Annotated in this window: 17 protein-coding genes and 2 pseudogenes; 7 read left to right on the plus strand and 12 right to left on the minus strand. The window is 55.0% G+C overall.

Going from position 1 to position 25,408, the window contains the following annotated elements:
• Nucleotides 1-9: 9 nt before the first annotated feature.
• From CQ012_RS10515 to CQ012_RS10550, 9 genes are all read right to left on the minus strand, one after another.
• The gene (locus tag CQ012_RS10515) at nucleotides 10-1,488 is read right to left on the minus strand and encodes an aldehyde dehydrogenase (NADP(+)) (RefSeq protein ID WP_105662103.1); all 1,479 of its coding nucleotides are present in this window, start codon (nucleotides 1,486-1,488) and stop codon (nucleotides 10-12) included.
• Between the two features lie 31 nt (nucleotides 1,489-1,519).
• A complete protein-coding gene (locus CQ012_RS10520) occupies nucleotides 1,520-2,326 on the minus strand; it encodes a 2-keto-4-pentenoate hydratase (protein ID WP_105662104.1) in 807 nt (268 codons plus the stop codon).
• Nucleotides 2,327-2,421: 95 nt separating this feature from the next.
• Complete coding sequence (locus tag CQ012_RS17765) at nucleotides 2,422-2,847, minus strand: ester cyclase (protein ID WP_219844153.1); 426 nt, start codon at nucleotides 2,845-2,847, stop codon at nucleotides 2,422-2,424.
• A gap of 4 nt (nucleotides 2,848-2,851) precedes the next feature.
• Complete coding sequence (locus CQ012_RS17770) at nucleotides 2,852-3,385, minus strand: flavin reductase family protein (RefSeq protein WP_208294291.1); 534 nt, start codon at nucleotides 3,383-3,385, stop codon at nucleotides 2,852-2,854.
• A 9-nt stretch (nucleotides 3,386-3,394) separates the two neighbouring features.
• The gene (locus CQ012_RS10530) at nucleotides 3,395-4,783 is read right to left on the minus strand and encodes an LLM class flavin-dependent oxidoreductase (protein ID WP_105662159.1); all 1,389 of its coding nucleotides are present in this window, start codon (nucleotides 4,781-4,783) and stop codon (nucleotides 3,395-3,397) included.
• A 533-nt stretch (nucleotides 4,784-5,316) separates the two neighbouring features.
• Nucleotides 5,317-6,708, minus strand: a complete 1,392-nt coding sequence (locus CQ012_RS10535) for an ABC transporter ATP-binding protein (RefSeq protein WP_105662105.1) — start codon at nucleotides 6,706-6,708, stop codon at nucleotides 5,317-5,319.
• The gene (locus CQ012_RS10540; protein ID WP_105662106.1) at nucleotides 6,705-7,463 is read right to left on the minus strand and encodes an energy-coupling factor transporter transmembrane component T family protein; all 759 of its coding nucleotides are present in this window, start codon (nucleotides 7,461-7,463) and stop codon (nucleotides 6,705-6,707) included. The genes CQ012_RS10535 and CQ012_RS10540 overlap by 4 nt, the downstream gene beginning before the upstream one ends.
• Before the next feature lie 7 nt (nucleotides 7,464-7,470).
• Nucleotides 7,471-8,277, minus strand: coding sequence for a glycosyl transferase family 9 (locus CQ012_RS10545; protein ID WP_105662107.1), 807 nt, complete (start codon nucleotides 8,275-8,277; stop codon nucleotides 7,471-7,473).
• Between the two features lie 117 nt (nucleotides 8,278-8,394).
• Nucleotides 8,395-9,492, minus strand: coding sequence for a nucleoside hydrolase (locus tag CQ012_RS10550; RefSeq protein WP_105662108.1), 1,098 nt, complete (start codon nucleotides 9,490-9,492; stop codon nucleotides 8,395-8,397).
• Between the two features lie 692 nt (nucleotides 9,493-10,184).
• On the opposite strand from CQ012_RS10550, the gene CQ012_RS10555 reads away from it, so the two are divergent.
• Nucleotides 10,185-10,772, plus strand: coding sequence for a helicase associated domain-containing protein (locus tag CQ012_RS10555; RefSeq protein WP_181149056.1), 588 nt, complete (start codon nucleotides 10,185-10,187; stop codon nucleotides 10,770-10,772).
• Between the two features lie 408 nt (nucleotides 10,773-11,180).
• On the opposite strand, the gene CQ012_RS17440 is transcribed toward CQ012_RS10555, so the two are convergent.
• Entirely contained in the window at nucleotides 11,181-11,477 is a 297-nt protein-coding gene (locus CQ012_RS17440; RefSeq protein ID WP_146112952.1) for a hypothetical protein, read from the minus strand.
• 343 nt (nucleotides 11,478-11,820) lie between these two features.
• Nucleotides 11,821-12,909: pseudogene (locus tag CQ012_RS10565) on the minus strand (IS110 family RNA-guided transposase).
• Nucleotides 12,910-13,022: 113 nt separating this feature from the next.
• Here CQ012_RS10565 and CQ012_RS10570 point away from each other — a divergent pair.
• The gene (locus CQ012_RS10570; RefSeq protein WP_105662111.1) at nucleotides 13,023-14,525 is read left to right on the plus strand and encodes an integrase core domain-containing protein; all 1,503 of its coding nucleotides are present in this window, start codon (nucleotides 13,023-13,025) and stop codon (nucleotides 14,523-14,525) included.
• A gap of 163 nt (nucleotides 14,526-14,688) precedes the next feature.
• Here CQ012_RS10570 and CQ012_RS10575 read toward each other — a convergent pair.
• Nucleotides 14,689-14,823, minus strand: a pseudogene (locus CQ012_RS10575) (ISL3 family transposase); the annotation flags it as partial.
• 975 nt (nucleotides 14,824-15,798) lie between these two features.
• Between CQ012_RS10575 and CQ012_RS17445 the strand changes: the two are divergent.
• The 5 genes from CQ012_RS17445 to drmB are packed head-to-tail and all read left to right on the plus strand — an operon-like array spanning nucleotide 15,799 to nucleotide 25,355.
• Nucleotides 15,799-16,734, plus strand: a complete 936-nt coding sequence (locus CQ012_RS17445) for a hypothetical protein (RefSeq protein WP_146112953.1) — start codon at nucleotides 15,799-15,801, stop codon at nucleotides 16,732-16,734.
• Nucleotides 16,731-18,260 (plus strand): DISARM anti-phage system protein DrmE domain-containing protein, encoded by a 1,530-nt coding sequence (locus tag CQ012_RS17450; RefSeq protein WP_146112954.1) that lies wholly within the window; start codon nucleotides 16,731-16,733, stop codon nucleotides 18,258-18,260. Before CQ012_RS17445 ends, CQ012_RS17450 begins: the two co-directional genes overlap by 4 nt.
• The gene (locus CQ012_RS10580) at nucleotides 18,257-19,960 is read left to right on the plus strand and encodes a nuclease-related domain-containing DEAD/DEAH box helicase (protein ID WP_105662112.1); all 1,704 of its coding nucleotides are present in this window, start codon (nucleotides 18,257-18,259) and stop codon (nucleotides 19,958-19,960) included. The genes CQ012_RS17450 and CQ012_RS10580 overlap by 4 nt, the downstream gene beginning before the upstream one ends.
• Nucleotides 19,960-23,451: a helicase-related protein gene (locus tag CQ012_RS10585; RefSeq protein WP_105662113.1), complete on the plus strand. Its 3,492-nt coding sequence runs from the start codon at nucleotides 19,960-19,962 to the stop codon at nucleotides 23,449-23,451. The genes CQ012_RS10580 and CQ012_RS10585 overlap by 1 nt, the downstream gene beginning before the upstream one ends.
• Entirely contained in the window at nucleotides 23,448-25,355 is a 1,908-nt protein-coding gene (gene drmB / locus CQ012_RS10590) for an MrfA Zn-binding domain-containing protein (RefSeq protein ID WP_105662114.1), read from the plus strand. Before CQ012_RS10585 ends, drmB begins: the two co-directional genes overlap by 4 nt.
• Nucleotides 25,356-25,408 lie beyond the last annotated feature (53 nt).

A 25,408-nucleotide genomic window follows, 5' to 3' on the forward strand; every position in this document is an offset into this window, starting at 1 on the left:
CGGTTCCGGTCAGCGGCCGCGCGGCTGGCCGTTGACCAGCTGCGGAACGCTGTCCGGGTTGGCATCCTGCAGCTGTGCCGGGAGCAGATGCTGCGGGAAGTTCTGGTAGGCCACCGGGCGCACGAACCGCTCGATGGCGGCGGCACCGACCGAGGTGGTCCCCACCGCGGTGGTGGCCGGGTAGGGGCCGCCATGCTGCTGGGCGTAGGTCACCGAAACCCCGGTGGGCCACTGGTTCCACAGCACGCGTCCGGCCTTGTTCGCCAGCACCGCGACCAGCTCTTGGACGCGGTCGCCTTCTTCGCCGTGGATGGTTGCGGTCAGCTGGCCCTCGAAGGTCTGCGCCGCAGCCACCAGCTGCTGCTCGGAGTCGTATTCCACGACCAGTGCGGTCGGCCCGAAGCACTCGGCCTGCAAGGCCTGCGGATCTGCCAGCAGCTCGTCGATGCCGGTGATCAGCAAGGTGGGCGATGGCTGCTCGCCCAGCGGTTCGCCGCCCTGCGCGAGCACCTCGACACCGGGGTGCGCGGACAGCTGGTCCAGCACCTGCCCGTAGCCTTCGCGGATGCGCTGGTTCAGCAGCCCGGCCCCGGCCGGGAGCGCGGCCTCGGACAGCAACGGGCGCAAGCCCGAGCCGCGCGGGATGAACAGCGTTCCGGGCTTGGTGCACAGCTGGCCGGCGCTGGTGGTGAAGGAGCCGATGAAATCGGCGACGATCTGCTCGCCGCGTACGCTGGCAGCCTGCTCGGTGACGAACACCGGGTTATTGCTTCCCAGCTCCCCGTAGAAGGGAATTGGTTCATCGCGGGAAACAGCCAGGTCCATCAGGGCCCGGCCCCCGGGGATGGAACCGGTGAATCCTGCGGCCTTGATCCGCGGATCCAGCAGGACGGTGCGCCCGGCTTCGGTTCCGAAGACGACCTGGAATAGCCCGTCTGGCGCGCCAGCCCCGGCCAAGGCCTCGTTGACCACCTGGGCGGTGAGCCGCGAGAGTTGAAGATGCCCATGGTGCGCCTTGACGATGACCGGGTTGCCAGCCGCCAGCGCCGAGGCGCTGTCGCCGCCGGCCACCGAGAAGGCGAAGGGGAAGTTGCTGGCCGCGAAGACCACGACCGGACCGAGCGGAATGCGGGTGCGCCGCAGATCCGGGCGGGCGGCTCCCATGGGCCACTGCGCATCGGCATGGTCGATGCGCGCGTCGAGGTATCCGCCATCGCGCAGCAGTTCCCCGAAGAAGCGCAGCTGGAAGGTGGTGCGCTTCAGTTCCCCGCGAAGACGCGGCTCGGGCAGGTTGGTCTCGGCCATGGCTACCGGAACCAGCTGGTCTGCGGCGGCATCCAGCGCATCGCCCACGGCGTCCAGGATTCCGGCTCGCTGGGCCGGGCTGGTAGCGGCCCAGGTGCCGAAGCTGTCCTGCGCGGCGGCAAGATAGGCTTCCAGCTGCCCGCTGGTGGTGTTTTCGGTAGTTGGTGCAATGCTCAGGGACATTTTCAAGCTCTTTTCTGCTCTGTGGAGCGGTTCAGGAATGCGTGGCGGAACTAGGTTCCGGCGTGTAGTCGAAGGAGATTTCTCCCCAGCCTTCGAAGCGGCCGGTGACCGCCGTGCCCGGGACCATCTTCTCGGCGGCCAAGCAGCTGCCGGGCAGGATGAATTGGCCGGCCTTCAAGGTGATGCCGTATTCGGCGATGCGCCGGCAGAGCCAGGCGATGGCCGACACAGGATTGCCGTGGATGGCATTGGTGTTCCCGCGGGCCACTTGTTGGCCGTCGAATTCAATGCAACCGGGCTGGTTGGCGAGATTGACCTCGGACAGCTTGCGCGGCTGCCCGCCGAGAATCACCCCGCCCACCGAACCGTTATCGGCCAGGGTGTCGAACAGGCCGATCTTCCAGTCCTTGATCCGCGAGTCGATGATTTCCAGTGCGGGCACCACGAAGTCGGTGGCGGCCATGACATCCGCTGCGGTGACATGCTTGCCGCCCAGGTCCTTCTTCAGCACGAAGCCCGGTTCCAGCTCGATGAACGGCTCGATGAAGTCGGCCGCGCTGATCGGCAGGTTCTCCGGGTAGAACTGGCTGGCCAGCAGGTAGCCGTAGTCCGGTTCGTCCACCCCGAACTTGCTCTGCATGGCCTTGGCGATGTTGCCCAGCTTGAAGCCGGCGATGCTGTCCCCCGCTTCGACATTCAGCCGGATGATCTCCTGCTGCACGCGGAAGGCATCGGCCACCGTGGGGCCTGCGGAATGATCGATCAGGCTCTCCAGTGGCTGGCGTGATTCCTTGGCGGAAATCAGGCGTAGGGCAGTCTGGGCAATGTTGATTGGCAAAGGGATCTCCATCCTCACCTCGGGCGGCGCTGGCCGCCGGAATGTCTTGGGACGACGGGGCAGCGGCTTGCCTGCCGCCCCGTCGCTGCTGCTTGCTACTTTTTGATCCGCTGGTCGCCCAGGTGCCAGATACTCATGGCCGAAAGCATTTCTCGCGGATCCCAGACCACCGATTCCTCGGTGACCTTGCCATCGCAATGGCTGATGAAGGTCGCGCCGGTAACAGTCACCGTGCGTCCGGTCGGCGGGACGCCCATGAATTCCCCGGTGTGCACCCCGGTGCTGCGCCAGTGGATTGCTGCCAGGTTGTCATCCTCGATAGCCCGCAGGATTTCCATGTTGAAGTCGCTGAAGGCCTGGTGGGATTCGGTGATCTGGCGGAACAGGTCATCGATGCGCTCTTCGCCGGTCTTGGAGTAGCGCACGTAGTCTTCGGATACCAGATCCGCGAAAGCCGCGGTGTTGCCCTTGCTCCACGCCTCGGTCCAGGCGGAGGTGATGCGTTCCAGGATTGATGCCATGATGCTAGGCCTTTGCAGTTGGGGCCGGTGCCGGCCAAAGGTTGAAATCTCCGAATTTTCCGCCGCGGAAGAGCAGCGCTTCGCGCTCTGTGGCTTCCATGGTTTCCACTCCGCCGACAATCATGTAGTGGTCACCGGCAACGACTTCCGAAAGCACTTCGCAGTCGATCCAGGCCGAAGCGCCGGCGATGCGCGGGGTGCCGTTGGCGCCGATCTCGTAGTCGATGCCCTCGAACTTGTCCACACCCTTGCGGGAAAGCGCCCGGCTGACCGGAAGCTGCTCGGTGGATAGGATGTTCGCGGTGAAGCGGCCCAGGGAGCGCAGGGTCGGCCAGGTGCTCGAACCCTTGTCGACGCAGAAGGTGACCAGCGGCGGTTCCAGCGACAGGGACATGAAGGTTCCCACGACGAAGCCCATGGGCTTGCCGGCGGCGGTCATGCCGGTGATGGCGGTGACGCCGGTGGGCAGGGCGCCGAAGACCTTGCGGTATTCGGCCGGATCAATCCCCGTGTTCTGCGGGGTCACAATGATGGACATGGGAAACTCCTAGCTGGCTTGCGCGGTGGTCTGCTGGTTCAGTGCTGCGCCTGGGTGGTCCAGGGGCAGCCGGGCGTTGCCTTCTCCGAAGAGCGTCTCGCGCAGGGTGGACCCGGCGAAGGAGGTGCGCATGGCGCCTCGGCGCTGCAGCTCGGGAACGACGAATTCGGCGAAGTTCTTGATGTCCTGGAACTTGATGGCATTGGCCAGGTTGAAGCCGCTGGCTCCGGTCTGGTCCATCCAGGAAATCAGCTCATCCGCGCAGGTTTCCGGTCCGCCCACGATGACTGGCGAGGTGCCGCCGATGCCGATGTACTCGGCGATGTCGCGGGTGGTCCAGTCCTTGGACGGGTCCATCTTCAGGAAGAAGTTCAGCATGGTCTGCCCGGCGTTCGTATCGATTTCCTTCAGCGGGACATCCGGGTCGAAGGCCGACAGGTCCACCCCGGCCCAGCTGCTGTAGCGGGCCATGGCCCCGTCGTAGGAGACCAGCTTGAGGTACTCCTCGTATTTGGCCTGCGCCTCTTCATCGGTGGCAGCGCTGATGACGGTGATCATCTGCAAGGTGGCGATGTTCTCCGGATTCCGCCCGAATTCCAGCGCCTTGGCCTTCAGCCCGTCGACCTGCTTCTTCAGCGCTTCCTTGGTCATCGCGTTCAGGAAGACAGCTTCGGCTGTCTTGGCGGCCAGCGCCACGCCGCGCGGGGATCCGCCGGCCTGGAAGATTACCGGGGTGCGCTGCGGCGAGGGTTCGCACAAGTGGATGCCTGGAACGCTGAAGTGCTCGCCCTGGTGCTCGATATTGTGCACGCGGCTGGGGTCCACGTAGGTGGAGGTCGAGGCGTCGCGCAGCACTGCGTCCTCGTCCCACGAAGTCTCCCAGAGCTTCATGGCCACGGTGATGAATTCCTCGGCGCGGGCGTAGCGGTCGTCGTGGGCTTCGGCGGCTTCGAGCCCGGCGATGTTCCGCGCTGCGCTGTTGGTGTAAGAGGTGACTACGTTCCATCCCACCCGGCCATCGGTCAGGTGATCCAGCGTGGAGAACTTGCGGGCCAGCTTGTACGGGGCGTCGTAGGCGGTGGAGGAGGTGACGCCGAAGCTCAGGTTCTTGGTTACCGCGGCCATGGCCGGAATCAGGTATGAAGGATCATTGGCCGGGATCTGCGCGGCGTCCTTCAGGGAATCGTTCACCGACCCCTTGTAGGTCTCGTGGTAGCCGTCGTTGTCGGCAAAGAAAATCCCGTCGAAGCAGGCAGCTTCGAGGAGCTTCGCGTACTCGACCCAGTAGCCAAGCGACTTGTATTCACCACCCCGGTCCTTCGGATGGCGCCAAGTGCCAGCGGAAAGATGCGCCGGGCCGTTGAAGTCGAACGCGAAAACGCGCATCTCCTTTGTCATGTTGAATCCCTTCAATGCGTTCACTAGATGAACTATGTGTTTATTCAGTGATCACAGACTAGGGTGTCGAAGGCCACATCGTCAAGCGGTAAAGGAGTTCTATTTCACATGGATCGGTAATTGTGACAAGCAACCGGGCAGGCGCGCTTTGCAGCTACAGCCAGCTGATTCGGATTCCTCCACGTCACTTCGCGTACGCGTGGGATTGATTGCAGGAATTCGGGTGACGCTATGAGAATGAGTTGGTCCAGGGAGAAGCCAGCGGAGCGACTGGATCAGTTCTCGTGATGAGTTGATTAGCGATTGCGCTATTGCCTTGGCTCGGGGGTCAATCCCTTGCACGGCCGGAATGAAGATACAGGTCGCGAGGTCCAGGAATGACTGCTCGAATGGACGAGTACCGCGAATCCGTTGGGGCGAAAGGGCGCGCATTCAGCGTGCGGCTTGCATGGCGCAGTGACTTGATCACTCTGGTGAGCACCGGGAAGAGGCTTGGCCTAAACGCGGGAGCCTGTCCCGCAGCAGAAAAATTGCTACGACAGCTGGTGCACCCTGTGCGCAGTGCGCGAGATGAATCGCTCATCATGGGAGGAAAACAGCACCGCTCCCCCGCGCTCGAATACCGAATCGATGACCTCGTGCAGGATTTGAAGCCCGGCCGAATCCATCGCCTCAGTTGGTTCATCAAGGAGGAGCAGCCGAGGTTCGCGCACCAGCACGGTGGCCAAGGCAACGAGCCGGCGGGCCGAAGCCGGCAGTTCATAAGGGTGGGTCTGAGCATAGGATTCCAGGCCCAGCTGTTCAAGCACCAACGGCACACGGGCGCGTTGGATGCTCTTCTTGGGAAGGCCGAAAGCGATCTCCCGGGCTACCGTACGTTCGAAGAGCTGATCCGAAGGGTTCTGCAGGAGCATTCCGGCATCAGCTGCCACCCGCATCTTTCCGGAAGCTGGCTTGAGCAGCCCTGCGGCGGCTTTGAGCAGCGTGGTCTTTCCTGTTCCGTTGGCGCCAGCCAGCCCCACGCATTCTCCTGCATGGACTTCGAGGTCTAGGTTGGAGATGACCGGGGCGCTGGCGCCCTTGTATCCGAGCTGCACGCCAGCAAAGGCCAGCAGGGGCTCTGCTGATGCTGCTGCGATGGATGGTCTTCTTCGTTTGGACGGCAACGCAGCAGTTCCAGTGCCTTCAGATGCCGGCAGCAAAGTTCCGTCCGCCAAGGTCCACAGGGCATCTGCTTCGGCTTCCCATGCTTCAGTTGTCCGAGTCAGCACCACAAGCGCGGTGCCCGCGGCGCGCAGCCGTGTGATCATCGCGGTCACTGTTGCAGTTGCCTTGGAATCCAAACCGGCCAGTGGTTCGTCGAGCACAATGATGGACGGTTTCGCGGCGGACAATGCAGCTAACGCGACGAGGCGTTCCTGGCCTCCTGAAAGCTTGGCGGGGTCGCGTTCCAGCAGATGTTCCAGGGACAGCCGCGTGGAGAGCTCGCTGATGAGCTCTGTCATCTCTTCGCGGGGCATGCCTTCGTTCTCCCGGGCGAAGACAAGCTCTTCGGCAACCGTCTGGCGAATCCTCGAAAGGTAGAGGCCGGCATCCTGGGGCAGCAGTCCCACGTGCCTGGCCCAGCCGGCTATGTCGATTCGTGGCGAAAGCTCCGGAGAATAATCAATCCGTTGCCCCGCCAGGGTGACCGTTCCCTCGCACTGGTCGGCTCCCGGCCGCGGCAGCATGCCAGCTAGTACTCCGCCCAGCGTGGACTTCCCGGATCCAGAGTCGCCGGCAATGACAGTCAGGGATCCCGGGGAGAATTCCATCTCGATCTCGCGCAAGGCATCGGAGTGCGCCTCGGAGTAGCGGAAGCTTCCCAGCCTGAGGTGCAGCGCCGCCGTGGTTCCGGCACGTGCACGGTGCTCCATGTCCATCATGAGGCTCCCCCGAGAGGCAACAGAATCGCTACCGGCACCAGCACCGAACACAGCAGGGCAACCCAGCGGACGCCCCGCTGTATCTGCGAGTCTGCAACTTGGCGCAACCTGCTGTGCTCACCACGGGCGGGAAAACCGCGTGCCGCCAGATGCACCGAGCGGTCATGGGCATCTTGCACCGAGGAGAGCACCAGCGGCACGGCTCGCAGCCTCAGGCGCTGCAGCCAACCGGCCAAGCCACGGCCGGTTCCTGCCTTCCGCAAGGCCTGGGCTTCGCCGATGGCATGCTGCTTTTCCATCATCTGCGGAAGAAGGAACAGCGTGGATGCCAATAGGTATCCCGCCTGCGGCGGAGCCGGAGACAAATCGATGGCTGCCACCAACTGGTGCTTATCGATCAGCAAACCGCAAAGCAAACCGGCCACCACCAGCACGGCGGTGCGCAAGGCCAAGGCCATGGCAATCTCCACTCCCCCAAGCGTCAGTAAAATTGGTCCCCAGACCGCGATCACCGCCGAAGTTTCCTGCGAAGCCAGTCCATGGATCATCAGCAAGGACAAGAGAGTCGGGAGCATGATTGCACCGCTGAGCGCCGCGAGTTTACGGGACTTGCCCGCAACTGCGCCAACGGCCAGGCAAAGCACTATTACCGCGCAGTTCAGCCACCAGCGGCTGGCAGCCGTGGCCACTGAAACGGTGAGCACGGCTAGGCAAAGCACGGTAAAAGGATGCAAGTCAGCGATGCGGCGCTTCATTAGTGGCCTACTTGTTTCCGCTCTTGCCCAGCACCTTGTAGCGGCGAATGAATTCGAAGGAACCGCTCAAGCGCTTCGGCAGGGCGAAGACCAGCAGCGCTGCGATGAGGAAGACAATTGCCTTGTCTCCCGGGTCGGAGATCAGGGCCTGCTTGGTGACTGCGGAGAGCAGCGAATCTCCCATGGAGCGGAAGGCCGCAACCACTGCGCCGGTGCCGACGCCCGAGGTGCCGCCGTAGACGAAGGCAGCCACCGGGGAGGAGACTACGCCAACCAGTACACCGGAAACCAAGCCCGCGATTGGGGCAAGGTATGGCCGGCGCAAGGCGCCGTAGCGAGCGGCGGTTCCCGCAAGGAAACCGACTAATGCGGCTCCTGCAGCGAATGGCAAGACCGTTGGGGCGAACAGCGCCCAGATCAGCGTGCTGAGCACACCGGTGGCGGCACCGGCACGGCGGCCGGCCAGGAAGCCCACCAGCACGGTGCCCATGGAGTCCAAGTACAGCGGGACCATGACGGACCCGACGAATTGGCCCAGGATGATGTTCAGTGCCAGCGCAACCGGGATCAGTGTCAGGGCGGAGACCGGCAGATCCGGCAGCACAGCGAGCAGCAGCAGGACGGCAGCGATCAGGTAGGCAGCGAAAGTTGCCAAGGCAACTCCCTGGCCCAGGCCCTCGACGATTCCCGCGGGTTGGGTGATGACCAGGAACAGGTAGGTTCCAACGAGCAGCAGGGTTCCAGCTGCGCCGAGCACCCTGCGGCGCAGGAGCTGGGTCGCTGATGCTTCGGGCAAAAGAAGGTTCGGTGACATGATGAGGCAATCCTGGGGATACGAGTTTGGCTGCGCGCAGGATTGCTCCCGCAACGCGCGAATGGCGGGTCTATGTCACCTCGACCCGGTAGACGATTCTAGCCCACCTGCCCGTGCTCAGGAATTCTCGTTGAGTTTCCTTGCCAGCGCACCGAGGCGCTGGACCAGCTCGGCAAACCCTGCTTCGGGGTCATTTGCCACGACCACCTGGGCATTCGCCGGCTTGCCCCACAGCCCGCGGAAATCGGCCACGGTGGTACCAAAGAGCAAAGGCGATTCTGTCTCTACGTCCACCGTTGCGAGGCGGGTTTGGTACTCAAGCGTCCCCGCGGCGACACCAGCGGCAAAGTAGTCGTGCACGTGGGCAATGTAGCCCTGGTCGTAGTGGCGATGGAATTCGAAGTAGAAGCGCAGGGCATCGGAGAGATAGCGAACCAGCGGATTGGAGGACTTGCTCAACGTCCCTTCCGGGTCGCTAGCCTGGACGACTTCGGGTTCAGCGCATTCGGCTTCTTCGGAGAGCTTCGTCAGGAAGTCCGGCTGCATTTCGAAGCGTTCCGTGGTGTCCAGCGAACAGACGATTGGCAGCTTCGAGGAATCGAGCCCTTGTTCCGCCGCCGCCGTATAGGCAGCAAAAACTTCCTTTGCGGCGTGCGGGTCCACGTGGGTGTTCCACTCGGCCGTCGGCGTTGTATTCCCTTGGTAGTAGAAAGCACCGCCCATGATCACTACTTTGCGCAGCAACCAGGGAAGACGCGGTTCACCTCGAAGTGCCAGAGCGAAATTTGTCAGCGGTGCAGTCAGGAGCACCGTGAGCTCGCCTGGGTTGGCGCGTGCCGCCTGGATCCAACAGTCAACGGCGTCATTGCCTCCAGCTGAATCTGAGCCAGGATCGGGAAGCGTTGCGTATCCAACGCCCTGAGGACCATGAGTCTCTGGAGTTGTCACGAGTGGAATCTTAAGTGGTTCACTTGCACCGATGAGCACTAGAACGTCCGGCTTTCCGCAGAGGTTGAGCAGAGCGCGGTTATTCGCAGCGACTTGCTCGACACCAATATTGCCTGGGGTGCTGGTGACTGCCTCGATCTTCACGTGATCGAGCGAGCAGAGATACGCCAAGGCCAGAGCATCATCGATGCCGGTGTCGCAATCGATTAAGAGGCGTCTATGTAATGTGCGGTCACTCTGTTCATCATCTACGCTTTCGAAACTCATTCGTACTCCTACGAGTTGACGGCCGACGAACGGCTCACATATCCAAATTAGTGTGTCGTATTCTATGCGTGAGCAGTTCTAAAAACTGCTCTTGGACTCCGTTGCCATTCACCCAAACCGATTGATAAATATGAATCTATGGTATCTGCCTCGTTAGACGATATCGCGAGTAGCATTCAGACTTGTCACCTCGCCAAGCCGGTGATGGAAGCGTTGTCGTCCATGTAGACGACGATGCAAGGTCCGCGTCAGCTAAGATGGAACGTCGGCAGATTGATGCTGTGTCCAAAATCGCAGCTGGCCAACCAGTCGGGCTTTTCAGAACCAGCGAAAACCTACCAGGATCTGCGTTCGAGCATAGGATTCCCCTGTCTACGAACATGCTCGCTGCCGCAGACACTTCCTTGTCTCCTTATATGCCATTGCTGGTTGAGGCTGACTTCTTATTCACTTTAGACGGAGGAGCTATCTCCGGTTTTATCACTACAGAAGCACCGACGCACTATTATCAACTCCTTGTGGAAGTGAAATAGGAATTTTAGAACATCTTCGACAGATTTACGTCGACCGACAAGAAGATTGGGCTCAGCCTTCTACAAATTCGAATGCTGCGCGCTCTTCAAAAGGAGAACGTTGTGCAGTAGCTTGGTGCCATGGTCGGTTGGGACGTCTCGCGGCATCCGGAATGGGACATGATGTTCACCGCTTGCCTCACTGCGCGCGAAATCGCTGACCGATGCAAACAGAACATCGCGACCGGGCATCTACACATGAAAAACCGGGAAAAATATGACCCCGACTTCTATACCAAACACGTCGAAGCACTCGAAGCTCGGGGACCGCATCGCGTCAACACGAAATGGCGGAGGCGCGTTAAGGAAGCTCAAGATTTCTATACTTCTCAAGGACGCCTTCCGCTTCGCACTGGGGATTTTTCAGAGCATTCGTTGGCTAATTGGATCGCTGAGCAACGCCTCCTCTACGAACGAAATGAACTGCCACAAGCAAAATTAGTCCTGCTTGAGCCACTCACTGGCTGGAACGTCAATCCACGGACTCGAGAAAGCGAGCTGCGGTGGAGGAACAAGCTCGAGTCGTTCATCGACTTCGTGGCTACCGAACATCGCATGCCCAGATACAGGACATACGCCACACCAGAAGAGCATGCGCTGGGCGTGTGGTTGCATAATCAGCATCAACGACGCACTGAGAACCGGCTTGAGCTGTGGAAGCTTGAAGCACTCAACGAAGAGATACCCGAGTGGCGTAGCAGAGCATGAATCGAAGTCAGCGCATCGCGCCCCAAGCAACTTTGCAAAATAGCGTCCACAGTCCGGAAGATACAAAAAGAATAATCACGATTCCGAGCGACACATTTCCGATAACCAGGCGGACCATTGCCCTCCCCGCCCTTTTTGACCAGTCGCTTCTATTTGGCTAGGCACAATACGACCCAAAAGTTCAGTAATAATTCCCAGTATCAAAGCAGTGTTGGAAAGTGGATTTGCCTCACCGCTACCAGTGCTCTCATGCAGGGGTCTTCCATCCATCATGTAGCCAACGTGAGTAATGGGGTCTCACAATATCTATTGCCTGAGCTCGTCAGAACACGCCTCAAAATCTGCTTCGAGCACCCCGTGGTACTTGATCATGGTGTGCCTTTCGGTTTTCACATCCTGCACTCGACGCTACGGACGGAGAACGTAACTGACCGGTTTGAAGTCCGCCTCAAAGGTCGGTTCCAACTCCAACGCCAACTTTGCCTGAATCTCCCGCTCCTGGACAGTGGGGATTCCGAAGCGCCGAAGTTTTGGGTTTCCCGGTTTGGGAATCAAACGTTCCTTCACCGGCGATGGGACAAAGGCCTGAGACTTCAAAAGCTCCTTGTCTTCCTCCATAAATTCCACGCTTTCGACACCATCACCAGTCATGACCGGAATGCGCCGTTCAGCATCGGCAATCCTGGCATCCTTGTTGCGCTTCACCTGGCCACACGAACTGGTAAGGAATACCTTGTCATGGACGAGGTTGCACACATCGTCAAGAAATGAGGCTGGGCGCGTACTAATATCGGTCACCGCATGGCGGAAACGTGGGGGTGGATGATTCGGGGTCACAGCGATGTTTGCTGCAGCCCCTGCCGGTGCGCATGTTTCGTTCCGCCTCGCGCTTCAGCCCGTTATATTGTTGACAGCCCCTAAAAGAGGATCATAGGGACTGTCGGCCGACCAATCTCGGCATGGTGTCTTGCCCCTGTCTAACCAATGATCCGGGGGTGTTGCCACCGAGATTGGGATGGCAGTAGGGTGATTGACTCTTCTATGTCCGTCAAGCCGCAACCGGAACCTCTTCAATCATTTTTGAAGCACTGAAGATTCTGAAGATCCGACGGATGAGATAGCGTTTGATGCATCGACGGATCTCCTGATCAGTCTTCCCCTCAGCCTGACGCTTCTCAACATAAACTCGAGTCTCATCGTCATGGGCCATGCGTGTGACCGCGGCAATATGCAGGGCAGCATTTAATGACCTATCACCACCACGATTAAGCCGGTACCGGGTTGTGTTCCCGGACGACGCAGGAATCGGATTCACGCCAGCCAGGCAGGCAAACGCCGCTTCATTGCGCACTCGCCCATCATGGGACCACTCGACGAAGCACTTCGCAACTGTGATTGCTTTGAAGCCGACCTCATCCAATTAGGGTGCTGCTACGCTGACCTGCACCAGCTCGTCCAGTTGATGCTCTTTGGCAGCCAGCTGCTGATCCAAGTCCAGGACATGTTTGGCCAGTCGTACCGCTTCCGACCGTGCAATCCTCAGCGACAGTTCTTCTTCCCGGTCCCGCCACCGGCTGATTTCAGCAATCTGGCTTCCGATCAGTTTCTTTCGGGCATCAATCCCTAGGCCATTGCTGCGAATCGGGGCGTACAAGGCGTTCACGGACCTGGTACGGTCTTTCGCCATCGAGCTGCGTGCCGTGACAAGGATGCGCAATCCTTGGCGGATCCCCTCATTCAGCCGGGGATGGCGCAATTTGTCCACCGGAAGCGGCAGAGACGCCATTGCCATGCGATGCGCATCTAACACATCAGTTTTTCCCACACCACTGTTCTGTTTCTTGATCATGCGTGGTGCCTCGGATACGGGGAACCCATGGGCTGCAACTGTGCCGGCAAGGATCGCTCCATAGGTGGCGGCACCTTCAATGATCCAGAGGGTGTCTGCGTTGCCTTCGGTGCGTCGGGCGACCCAGCTAATGGCCCGGTTGATCCCACTGCTGGTCACTGGAAACTACTGGGTATCGAGTAGAGCGCCATTGCTGGAATCAGTGATGGCGTAGACATGATTACGTGCCTGGGTGTCGACACCCACGACAAATGGGTGGCAATGAGCGACGATAGGTTGTGCGGTCACCGTACTTTCCTTTCCTGGAATTCAAGGTCGGCCGTGAACGGCCGGTACCAGTCCGGGTAAGTGTCCTGTCTCCGCACTTCGTGGACACACGAACTCATGACTTCGTGGACACCATGTCTCAACAGTTCGTGGACAAAACCACACCGGTTTCTGGCACTGTCGAGAACACGAAAAGTGCCCTTCCTCCACGCGTACGATCCATGATCATCAACTTCGACCCCACACAACCAGATGCCCTGAGCATCAGCGAATTCTGCAACACTCAGAAAATCTCCCGAAGTATTTTCTATCGACTTCGACACCGGGCAACCAGCGAATCAGCTGCGGCTCTCCACCCGCACTCCAGAGCACCGAGAGAGCCAGCCAGGAAATACGGCCCAGCAGTGATCAACGAGCTGGTGAAGATCCGCCAGAAACTCAAAAAGGATGGTTGGGACTACGGTCCCAAAACCATTCATTATGAAGCAACGATTAACGAAGACACTTTCCCAGGCGGGAAGATTCCGCCTGTTGCTACGATAGGTCGCTTGCTGGCCGGCGTCGGCCACGTGGACGGTAACCCTCGCAAGCGACGGAAATCGTCCTATGTTCCCTTCGCAAGGTCAACGGCCATGGCCCTGTGGCAACTTGATGCTTTTGAATACCGTCCCGCCAAAAATCAGCTCATCACCGTGTGCCAGCTCATCGATGATGCCAGCAGATTCGATGTTGGCTCCCGAGCGTTCCAACGCCACGAAAACAGCCAGGACGCTCAAGAAGTACTCGTGCGCGCCATCGCTGAGTACGGTGCACCACAAGAGGTGCTCAGTGATAATTCCAAAGCGTTCAACCAGTTACGTAGCGGGACATTCGGTTCAGTAGAAATCTTTCTCGCATCCAAAGGAACCATGCCGATCACTGGGCTTCCTGGAAGGCCTACTACTCAGGGGAAGAACGAACGTTCACACCGTACGTTGCAACGTTTCTTGACGGCGAACAAGCCACAGGATCTGGCTGATGTGCAGAGGCTATTGAAACGCTACCGAGAACACTACAACAAACGCAGACCGCATCAATCCTTGAACCAAGCGACCCCACAGGCTGCCTGGGAACTGCTGGAACATACACCGGCCACTGAACCGATTCACTTATCAGTGTTGGAAGCGAAAGCTGCCGAGTATTTGAGCAAACGTCGATTAGCTCAGGCTACGGCCAGTAGGTTGGATGTGGTGGTGTCGAAGTCGGGTGAAATCATGAAAAGCACTCATGATGGATCGGATCCAGTGCCCCTGTTGGAATCAAATCAGATGCTTGTGGAAGTCACTAAGGAAAACCGCAGGACGTTCTATCAAGGGTTCCACATTTCGTTGCCCACATCGTTCGCTCGCCGTCAGTTCATCAGGACGATTACGGACACAGAATTTTTGTTGTCTGGCCCTGAGACTAGTGAAGTTGTCCTGTCGTTCCCGTTACCGATGGTGGCTCTAAAAGTTGAGGGGAAGTTCGTTTCGTCGTATTCAATCAGAGGAATTCAGATGACTATAGCGACTCGTCAATGGGTGAAGAAGGCAGAGCAGTACCGTGCCGTCATCCAGGCTCGTGAGCAGCAATCGCCGACGTTCTTTGAACATAGCTAGGTGGTATTCAGTTACCAACTGCTCAACTCGGTTGGCAGTTGGTAACTGTGTACAAAGCCATGAGTTCCACTGTCTACGAAGTGATGAGTTTCAGTGTCCACGAAGTAACGAGATTTCACACCCGCATACAAGAACAGAAGTACCTTCAATCGCTATTCTGCAACGGGTCCGGGGTGGTGACTTCGCAGAGGATCTCATCTTTCGTTGGGGTCAGGTGCTGCCCGATCGCAGTCAGGCCCAAGCCGTCGAGGCTGGCGAAAGTCGTGAGGTCTGGTGCGGTGAAGGTAGGATTGAGCAACGTCGAGGTCTTTCGAGAATGTTTGTGTGGTAACTTCCATTCTTCTGGAGGGCCTCGACTTTTTCGTGTCTTTCGACATGCCCGGGATTCGGGGTGTTGGATTCAGGTGGTTACACTCTCAATCCTGAAGAGCCGAAGTTGGCACGTAACAGGTCGGGCGATGACAGCGATTAGCATGGATCGTCGCCGAGGAGTTTTACGACCGAATTAGACGACCACGCGGGCTACACGTCACCACCCGAAAAATCACTCATCGTCTAATTTGGAGCATTGTTCCGGCAAATAAGTAGCGGAAACTGTTTACCTTCACCTCTTATAGCCTCATGATCAGAAAACGAGCGACTCAAGCTAATCTTGGCCTCGATTCCTGAACACTAGTTGATATACCCGATCAATGAGCATCTACGGGAGCTGTTGCAAACTACGGATATCCATCAGGGTCAGTCCCCAAGGGCGGTGCTGTCGAAAATAATAAATGACACAAAATTGTTGTCGGCATAGTAGTACCGGAGCTAGCTTCGCGCACTGACTACGTGCAGCAAATTGCTATCGGTCGTCATGATGGACCAGCTGACGAGCGACATGTGTGTGGGGCGAATTTGACATTGAATAACCTGAAGCAAATCGGTCGGAGCTACCACGGAATCATATTCATTATTGGTGCCGGATATGGTTACTCATCGCATAGAAAAGATATAGCCGAACGTCCTGCACCAAACCTATCTTGAAGGAGGCGTCAAACTCACCATCTAGACTGCGTCTATTTTGTAATAAATGGTATTAGAATGCACCTCCTCATATCTTGAACAGATGATAGAAATTATTTCAAGTTTTGCGTTACTATCATCCCAATGGACAATTTCACGTGTCGACAGAATACGATCTTAATTTCATAAAACTAGTATCGGTCAAAGCTAACCAGAGTGCTGCGACTTCCAGTAGCGAATATTTGTTGACGGGCAAGGAACGACACTTTTGGATATATCTCAATCTAAGACGACAAGGCTATTACTCTCCCAATCCCTGGATTCGACTGGACAAACTGCTTCTTGGATTGGTCCTTTGCTTGCGCTAGGGACTCGCGCTTCCAGATATTCTTCGAAGCTTGAAAAACGTCAGCTTGTAGTCGCAGTCTCTGTACCGATACGCGATTTTGCGGCAGTTCTGATTGGCTGCGGTTGGGTGCTTGCTAGCAAGCCCAAGCAGCTCGACACCCCACTAGAAGTGCTCAGAAAACTGCAAGCAGGAGACATTATTCGTGTACTGAACTCCTCAGAAATCATTGTGGGCCGTTTCTCGTCCCTCAGCGAAGATCAGATCCCCCCTCGTGCAAATTTTGCCGGTTCGGAGTGGAACATCGAGCGGATTAAAGCCGTGTTACCCATAGACGACCCTGGCTACACGGCGAGATCACTTCACCCCGAACTTTCAGCGATTCACCGGTTTGCCGGACTAGCCAAGAATTGGGAATCCCACTTAGCAGGCCCGACTGCCGACCTCGGTATTGTTGGCACCTTGACTTGGATCAACGAGGAAATGAAATACTACCTTGGCTTAGAACATGATCCTTACGATCTTGGCTCCCTAGATTCCGTCCTACTTCCAAAATATTTGCATGTTGCAACTTGGTACACCCATCTATACCACTCCACTGGGTTCGATGAGCGATTAGATGCCGCGAACAACCTGAGATCAATCATTCTTGACGGGAATGGAGCCATTAGTCACTTAAACGAATTAGAGAGTTCCGTCATCTTCTGTGTAATTGATCGCTCGTTAAGTGATGACACTGGCGCCGAAGTAATTAAGCAATTGCGAAACATGAGGGGTACACCATTGTCATTAGCAGATGATCTCCGGTGGAATCCACCGCGTGGTATTGAAGCTCTCGCATTTACGGTTCCGCAATGAATCGTATATCTAACGTCAACGCCCGATATTCCGCACAGGATTCACTAATTCGCTATGGAGTTGAAATGCTACTAGTCAGTGATCCACTGGGCGAAACGCTAAACCGAACAGTTTACAATCTTTCACGACTTATTCGTGGTCAAAACTTAAGCTCGCTAGAGGATCTGGAATCCGCTGCTAAGGCTTTGCTTTGGCGGCAGATTACGCGACCAGGACCGCCTAAATACAGCCAAGGGCTTGGCGAAATATGCGAGACAATCCAACGGCAAACGGCACGATTCAGTCATATGATCGAAGATCAAACCTTACTGATGGACTTAGGGGAAACTGCCGAACAAATATTGCTTGCCGATCCTCCATTAGGCAAGACCTTACTGGAATCTTGCCAGGAAGTCGGCGCTGATAAAGCAGTTGTACTGGCAGCAAACCGCCCGGCGGCTCAAGATCTGCGTACATGGCTAGAACCTTTAGGAATCACGGTACTTACGCGAAGTGAGTGGGCAAGGCTCCGGGATCCTTTTGAAGTAACCTACGTCATCGGACCCCCAAAGTTCTTTGGACCTTCTTTAGTCACCGCACCTGTTACTAACGAGCTTAGCTACATTTTACCGTCGTGGTTCAGAGATCGCAGTATTCCTCTTTCTTCAATTTCTGACTACTCCGAAGGAAAAATCGAAGTAAGACAACGCCTTTTTACAGTTAATTCTGGACTAGAAGTCGCGGCTAAATCAGTTGAGAATACGGCTGAGGAAACACCGGAACTCGAATCGTACCTCCCACAAGCGGTCTGGCCATCATTCAGTGACTCAACAAAGGAACCTACCGAAGACGAGGCTCGCGCCAGAAAGATCTACCTGAGCGGCGATTACTCCATCTGGCTCGATGACGGCGATCGCATCCGAACAGTAGATGTTGGTAACCCGCCAGGCGAACGAGTTTCTTATTCGAGTGTCAAGTCCGTGAAGTGTGGAACAGTCCTGCTTCTTCGACAAGGCGTTTCTGAATATGGTGCCCTCTACGATGCTTCAAAAAGGGCATTGGGCAAGCGTGCTACTGAAATTGCATTAACACAATCAAGCTGGAAACAAATCTTGAAAAAACGATTAAATGAGTATAGTAGAATATACGTCACCAACCAGCTCAAGAGAGCCGGAGTATCAACACCAAATCGCGCACTCGCTTGGACTGAAGAAAATCTAATCTGCCCACAGAAAAAGAACGACTTCCTATCGCTTTTACGTTGGCTGGGGATCCCCGAAGAGCCCACATTCAGCAACGCAATGGCGCTTAGGCTGCAAACTTATAGAACTCGAAATACCGTCTTGAAGGATTTGGAAGATTCCGTTTCAAAAGCAAACATGAGTCTTCTTGAAAAAAACGGATTCATTCAAATAGAATACACAACAGAAGGCTTTAGGGGGATTCTCGCAACAAGAGTTCTAGCAATTTCGCCAAAATACGAAATTGTTCCTAAGTCCAGCCTTAGAGTTCCAGCTATTGACAGGAGCGCCAAGTGGCTCGAATGATACCGTCATTTTGTCCAAGTGATGTCCCTCCGGGCGAAAAAGCTGTGTATTCGGCTTTTCAAGGGGAAGACAATACACGGGACTGGACAATTCTTCATTCGCTTGGAATAGCCAACCATATTCGTCAAGTGCAAGGTGAATCTGATTTTGTCTTTATTGTTCCGGGTTCAGGAGTACTAGTTGTAGAAGTTAAGTCTCACCTAACCGTTGGCCGGGATGAAGACGGTACGTGGACGCTCGGTAATGACAAACCTACTTCGCGTGGCCCTTTTCAACAAGCTAACGAAGCTATGCACAGCATACTGAAGTTCTTGGATAAGCAGAAATTGCATCTGGAAGACGTTCCTGTTCTATTTGCAGTATGGTTTACCGGAGTACGTGCACGTGCACTTCTCCCGAAGAATCCAGAATGGCATGATTGGCAAGTCCTCGACATAACCGACCTGAATAATCCACGTAAAGCAATCTTGAATGTTCTGGCAGCAGGTTCCAGCCATCTCGGCTCTAAGGTGAGAAGGTTTAGTACGGGCCTCTATGGCCCTGATTCTGCGAAAGCCAAGAGCATCGCGAGCGTGCTGCGCCCCAAGTTCGAATTGGCGACAGTCGGCTCGGATAGACGTAGAGACCGGGAAGCAAATCTAAATAGCTTCGTAGAAGAACAGTATCTGGCTCTTGATTCAGCCAGTGATAATTTGTCGATGCTTTTCTACGGTCCAGCCGGTTCTGGAAAAACATTCTTGGCACAAGAATCAGCTCGTCGCGAGGCGTCTCTTGACAGGCAAGGTCGGCTACTTTGCTACAACCGTCTTCTCGGAACGCATCTGGCTCAACAGATGAAGGGCGTTAAAGGGCTTACGACAGGAACTCTTCATCAGGAGCTGCTACGTATATCAGGTCTTGATCGCGTTCCGGAAAATGCAACTCCTTCATTTTGGAATGAGGAACTCCCGGAGCGTGCGTTAGAGAATATTTTGAATACAGGAGACAAATATGTCGGTGATTTCCTTGTAGTGGACGAAATTCAAGACATAGCCAAAGAACCACTACTCGATGTACTGGACGCGATGGTGGATGGGGGACTCCAAAATGGACGTCTTCTCTTCTACGGAGATTTTGAACGCCAAGCCATCTATACAAACAAAATGGGACGGGGTCTACTCTTCCAACGTTCCTCACAGATGTCGCAGTTCAAACTTGTTATGAATTGTCGTAATGTCCCCAGGATTGGTTACCAGACCAATATGCTCACAAAGCTCCAGCCGGGATACTCGCTGTTCCGCCGAGAAGATGACGGCATAGATCCGGAGATCCGAAAATATAAGCGAGCTGAAGACCAAACCGCATTTCTGTCCTCGGCTATCCGCAAGTTAAAAGCTGAAGGATACTCGCTGGATGAGATCGTGGTCCTTAGCCCACTGAGGGACATGTCAGCGGCCGCCCAAACTACCGATCCTTGGTTACGCCAGATTCTTTCATTCTTGGGTGATTCTTTGGAGACTACGCCAGGTAAGGTTCGCTATTCAACGATCCATGCGTTTAAGGGGTTGGAAGCACCGGTGGTTATCTTGACGGATCTTGATCACCGACATATGAGGCCACACGTAGAAGCACTCCTATACGTTGCCCTTACGCGGGCTACAGATCGCCTAATTGCATTTGCTGACGAGACGACACTCAAAAATCTTATAGGAAAAGGCTAATGTCAACTACTGAAGCTCGAGAAACCATTGAGTCAGAGATTCGCCGGGAACTATTCGGACCCCACGAAGGTGAACAATCAGTTGGCAGACCAATAGACACGTCTAGCGGCTCTGTCTCCTTTGCATCTATTGAAGACAGCCGTGGAAGATTCTATGACAGCGTCACGAACCAAGAAATCATAAGCTCCGGCACGCCTCTTACCAGATACGGTATCGGCGTTCTTCATGGTGGTGGGAATATCTCCACCGAATATACTCAAGAAACACTAGACCTGACCCAAGTTGCTGGAATTTCCCACAACGATGAAGATGCTCCTGGGTTTCCAGTGGAAGTGCTTTCCTCAAGCAATTTAGCGGAATCCGACTCGGACGATTTCGATCTAACTAGCGCGAATAGTTTTAAACCATCATCAATGGCGATTTCGTTTCAGTGTCGGGTATCGGATGAAGGCCTACTCAAGCTACGAGTAGATTGCGCCTACTACGATCGCATCTCAGCAAAGATCGCCGGAAACTCAAAATCTATCGATTGGTGGGTAAGGCATCCGCTTTCGCTGGCTGCCTCAATTCCGGGGAATCTATTGATCGATCGCATACACCGACTCACCCCTGTTTCAACCACGTCAGAACAATTAAATCCGAGGATTTCACCAATTGTTCAGGTGTTCAGTCGACCTGTTCCTAAATCGTCAGATGCCAATCTACGATTGGTCACGCTTGCTTTAGTCAATCAGACACCTGGCACTGGGCCTGAAAACACGTTCTTCCAAGTGTCCTTCTCCCTCGCCCCAGAGAACAAACTTGAGATCACCCCGTACCTTGATACCCAGTTGGTCGATCTTGATGAAGAAGAACAGTCCTTCGAGCTGCTGTATCGCAACAAACGAACCTACGCTATCGGGCACGGTTGTGCAGCTGAGTGGACTACCACTGCTAATGGAAGCTCTGTCAGTTCGCTAAGGGCTGCCGCTTTACCAGCCCACGAAGTAGTCAGTTTGACCCCAAACGTCTACTTGACCGATTCGCGAGGAGACTACCTTTACGATGCAGTTGGTCGTCGTCAGGCGCTAACTATAAGTATGAAGCAACTTGCTACAGGGAGCATGGAGGCTTCGACGCAAGTCGAGCTGCTTCTAGACTCATACGCTACTTGGATCGCCGCTAGGAAGGCCGAAATTATCGGCCTTCCTTCGCAATATCATGCTGCTGCGAAAAATCATATGGATAAAGCTGAGTCAGCCCTTGAACGTATGCGTTCTGGGTGGACACTCGTTAACTCTAGTGAGATTGCGCAGCAAGCATTCCGTTGGACCAACGAAGCCATGCTTCATCAGCAAATTCGCTCAAGTTTTCCGCTGCGAAAGGTAGTCCGGCAGAAGGATGGGACGATACGACCTGATGGTCGTCATCCATCCCTTGAGGTTCCGACTGGACGAGGTTCCTGGCGCCCGTTCCAGATTGCATTCATCCTGGCAAGCCTACCGGAGCTGATCGAGCCTTCTCACCATGTGAGAGAAACTGTTGATCTCATCTTCTTTCCAACTGGGGGAGGTAAAACAGAAGCGTATCTTGGAGCCAGTGCCATTAGCCTATTAGCACGGCGCTTACGGGATCCAAACGACTCCGGTACAGATACCATAATGCGGTACACGTTAAGACTTCTAACAGCACAGCAATTTTTGCGAGCTGCTTCGCTGATATGCGTGCTCGAGGACATTAGATCTCAGAACGAACGGGCATTGGGATCTGCTCCGTTCGGAATTGGAATTTGGCTTGGCGGGTCTTCCACGCCGAATACTTGGAAATCTGCAGTCGAAAGCTACTCTCAGCTAAGCAAGAATGCTGCTGCGAAAAACCCCTTTCTACTACTGCGCTGCCCATGGTGTGGCACCGAAATGGGGACGAAGCCTAAGGGACGCAATCAGCAGGATGTAATTGGCTACGAGTTGGTCGGCAAGAAAGTAAGACTACGCTGCATCGATCCAAGATGCCTTTACTCTCGACGGTCTGGACTCCCCGTTCATGTAGTTGATGAAGACATCTACCAGGCCCAACCTTCTCTGGTTATCGGCACGGTCGACAAGTTCGCTATGACTGCGTGGAAGCCAGAAGCCAGAGCTTTGTTCGGAATCGGCGATGATGGCACTCGGTTGTTGTCCCCTCCAAACCTAATAATACAAGACGAGCTACACCTAATTTCAGGCCCGCTTGGATCGATGGTCGGGTTGTATGAAACCATCATTGGCGAGTTATGCACCGACCGGCGGTCCGGTAAAAATATAGTTCCAAAAATCATTGCAGCTACCGCGACGATTCGCCGATACGAGGAGCAGGTTGTGAGTCTCTACGGCCGGACTAAAACGTCTCTCTTCCCTCCTCATGGATTAGAAGAAGGCCGTTCATTCTTTGCTGAGCCAGCGAGAGACGACAAGGGTCGGTTAGAACCCGGACGACGCTACCTCGGCATAATGAGTTCTTCGTTAGGGTCAATGCAAACTGTACAGACGAGGGTAACTGCCGCCACCTTACAAGGTGCGGCTAAGCTACCGGAAGAAAAGAGGGATGGATATTGGACCAATCTCAATTTTCTAAACTCACTACGCGAGCTGGGAAATACTGTGTCACTCCTCGAATCAGATGTTCCCGATTATCTTAGTGGACTCCGACGAAGGGACGGTATAACCCCGCGGTGGCCCAAAAGGGTATTGGAATTGACTTCGCGTAGGCGTTCAGATGAAATTCCTAAAGCAATTCAGGAGCTTCAGGTTAATTATGCGCCCGGCAGTGATGCCCAGGATGTTATAGATATATGCCTAGCTTCAAATATTATTGAAGTCGGTGTGGACATCGACCGTTTGGGCCTAATGACGATTGTTGGACAGCCGAAGACAACTGCCCAGTATATTCAAGTTAGCGGCCGGGTCGGACGTCGTGCTGATATTAGCCCGGGTCTTGTGATTACCCTTTATGGCGCCTCGAAACCACGAGATCGCAGCCACTATGAACGTTTCACTCCATATCATCAACAACTGTATGCGCAAGTTGAACCGACTTCCGTTACCCCTTTTGCAACGCCGGTTTTACGGCGCGCCCTCCACGCCGTGGCTGTCGCCTTCATCAGACAGACAGTTGACGCTGGAATCGCCCCTTACCCCTTCCCTGCCAAGGAATACAACGATGCTATGGAATTATTGCATGCTAGAGCACTACTAGTGGACAAGAAAGAAGCTCCTGCCGTTAAGCAGATAGCAACCGAACGGGCTAAAGAATGGCGTAATTGGCTTCGAACCGAATGGAACGCCAACCCCGCCCCTTGGGGAGATCCGCTAGAAGGACTAATGCAGTTCGCAGGGACTCTGCCTGATGAAGATCGCAAGTTCCCAATTTGGGATATACCCACAAGTATGCGAAATGTCGACGCAGAATGCCGACTAACTATTACGACGGCATACGCACTCGAAGATGGCGAAACGACGGAGAGCGAATCATGAGCAGCGGTTCAATACGTAGAGCGCAATTAGTCGCGCCTTTCGGTGTCGGAGCGTTAAGCGTGCTCGTTGACGGCACATCAGTTATTACGGCGGGGCTAGACCACTGGTATGAAAGCAGCGGTTCGACTCCTGTCGATATAAATGAGTACGAAGCGCACGATTGGAGACTTGAAGCCAGGCTTAAAGTTAACTCGTTTCGGCTTCCCGCGGATTACCGGCGTTCAAAACCGAGTGAGACTGACCGCAATGTAAAACTCAGCGTTCCCGTACTTCGATTTCCACGCTGGTGTTACTGCATGTACTGCAAGAGGCTTGAACTCTCCACTCTGACCATGCAGCATCCCACCAAATGCACGGACGCTAAGCACGCGGATTGGAAACATAAGCCTCGCATGGCGCAGGTACCTTTCGTTGCAGTTTGCACTAACGGACATTTGGACGACTTTCCATTTAACGAATGGGTTCACAGAACAGACAACCCATCGTGTTTCGGACCGTTGCGTCTCAAATCTATTGGTGGAGCAGGACTAGATGGGCAACGAGTCGTGTGTGTTTCATGCGAATCTCACCGATCGTTGGGTGGAATAACGCAAACCCGTCGCATCAACGGTGAAGAACACAGCATATTAAGCGATAGTTTGTCACCAAAGACTGAAAATCCTTTCCTATGTTCGGGCGCTCGACCTTGGCTCGGGCAGCTTACGGGCAACTGCGACAGGCCGCTGCGAGGAGCTTTAAGGGCAGCTGGCAATGTCTATTTCCCAAAAGTTGAATCTTCCATCTATCTGCCACGTAATGTAGGAAAAGTAACTGCAGAGATGCACGCGCTAATGGACCTGCCATCGGTAAGCGTCATCATGTCGACTCTCCATTCAGTTTTTGGTTCTGAACTAGGCGTAGACGTTCTGCGCAATAGTTTGCTGAATAAAGTTCCACCAGAGCTATTCCATGCTGCATCTGATGAGGAACTAATGGACGGATATCTCGAACGTTTCGGAGATTCAGGCAAAACGACGGAAGGCGAAGAGGAATCCGGCAATGAATCACTAAGCGAAACAAACATATGGCGGTATCCCGAGTATCTTCAGATTCGAGAAACACCTAAAGATGTTTTTTTGACTATTAGCGACCCCGGGATTCATTCAGACCTAGACGATCTCTTGGACCGAGTCAGGTCAGTAGAAGTGCTTCGAGAAACTCGTGCGCTACGTGGTTTTACGCGAGTTCATGATGACCCACTGACGTTATCTGAAGGCAAAAAGCAACTTCGGAGGCAGCCGCTAGCGCCACAACAAGATTGGCTGCCCGCTTATGTTGTCAAAGGCGAGGGGATCTACTTTGAGCTCAATGAACAACGACTATCTGCTTGGGAATCCACTCCCGGAGCTCGCGCCAGAGCCCAAAAGATTTCTGATCGGTACAAAATAGCTGCTGCACAACGTGGGCTTGAAGAACGAGAATTGACACCGAGATTTATATTGATGCATACGCTCGGTCATCTCTTGATCAATGAGTTGGTTTACACATGCGGGTATAGTTCCGCTTCACTACGGGAGCGGTTATATGTGTCCGAATCTCCTAATAGCCGAATGGCTGGGATACTGATTTACACGGCGGCGGGTGACTCCGAAGGTACATTGGGGGGCTTAGTTAGAATGGCCCAGACTGATAATCTTAGATCAACCTTCTACTCGGCAATTTCCAAAGCAAAATGGTGCTCTTCCGACCCTGTTTGCATGGAAACCGGTGCCAAAGGTCAAGGTCCAGACTCATGCAACTTGGCCGCTTGCCACAGTTGTTCACTGGTGCCTGAGACTAGTTGTGAAGAATTCAACAGGTTCCTCGACCGAGGATTGGTAATTGGCACCTTAGACGATCCTGCTCTTGGGTATTTTCACCCTTAAATTCATAGGGGTGGCAAATTCAGGCGATTCGTGAAACATTGGCCCGTTTGACG

Origin of the sequence: Arthrobacter sp. MYb214, assembly GCF_002979865.1 — a bacterium.
In the GTDB taxonomy this organism is placed as follows: domain Bacteria; phylum Actinomycetota; class Actinomycetes; order Actinomycetales; family Micrococcaceae; genus Glutamicibacter.

Bases quoted from the DNA above. Each gene is read 5' to 3' on its own strand.
- CQ012_RS10550 (WP_105662108.1), bottom strand. From the start codon at position 9,492: ATGAGTTTCGAAAGCGTAGATGATGAACAGAGTGACCGCACATTACAT.
- CQ012_RS17770 (WP_208294291.1), bottom strand. From the start codon at position 3,385: ATGTCCATCATTGTGACCCCGCAGAACACGGGGATTGATCCGGCCGAA.
- CQ012_RS10540 (WP_105662106.1), bottom strand. From the start codon at position 7,463: ATGAAGCGCCGCATCGCTGACTTGCATCCTTTTACCGTGCTTTGCCTA.
- CQ012_RS10530 (WP_105662159.1), bottom strand. From the start codon at position 4,783: ATGACAAAGGAGATGCGCGTTTTCGCGTTCGACTTCAACGGCCCGGCG.
- drmB (WP_105662114.1), top strand. From the start codon at position 23,448: ATGAGCAGCGGTTCAATACGTAGAGCGCAATTAGTCGCGCCTTTCGGT.
- CQ012_RS10585 (WP_105662113.1), top strand. From the start codon at position 19,960: ATGTCAACTACTGAAGCTCGAGAAACCATTGAGTCAGAGATTCGCCGG.
- CQ012_RS10545 (WP_105662107.1), bottom strand. From the start codon at position 8,277: ATGTCACCGAACCTTCTTTTGCCCGAAGCATCAGCGACCCAGCTCCTG.
- CQ012_RS17450 (WP_146112954.1), top strand. From the start codon at position 16,731: ATGAATCGTATATCTAACGTCAACGCCCGATATTCCGCACAGGATTCA.
- CQ012_RS10580 (WP_105662112.1), top strand. From the start codon at position 18,257: ATGATACCGTCATTTTGTCCAAGTGATGTCCCTCCGGGCGAAAAAGCT.
- CQ012_RS10570 (WP_105662111.1), top strand. From the start codon at position 13,023: ATGTCTCAACAGTTCGTGGACAAAACCACACCGGTTTCTGGCACTGTC.
- CQ012_RS10515 (WP_105662103.1), bottom strand. From the start codon at position 1,488: ATGTCCCTGAGCATTGCACCAACTACCGAAAACACCACCAGCGGGCAG.
- CQ012_RS10535 (WP_105662105.1), bottom strand. From the start codon at position 6,708: ATGATGGACATGGAGCACCGTGCACGTGCCGGAACCACGGCGGCGCTG.
- CQ012_RS17765 (WP_219844153.1), bottom strand. From the start codon at position 2,847: ATGGCATCAATCCTGGAACGCATCACCTCCGCCTGGACCGAGGCGTGG.
- CQ012_RS10555 (WP_181149056.1), top strand. From the start codon at position 10,185: ATGATGTTCACCGCTTGCCTCACTGCGCGCGAAATCGCTGACCGATGC.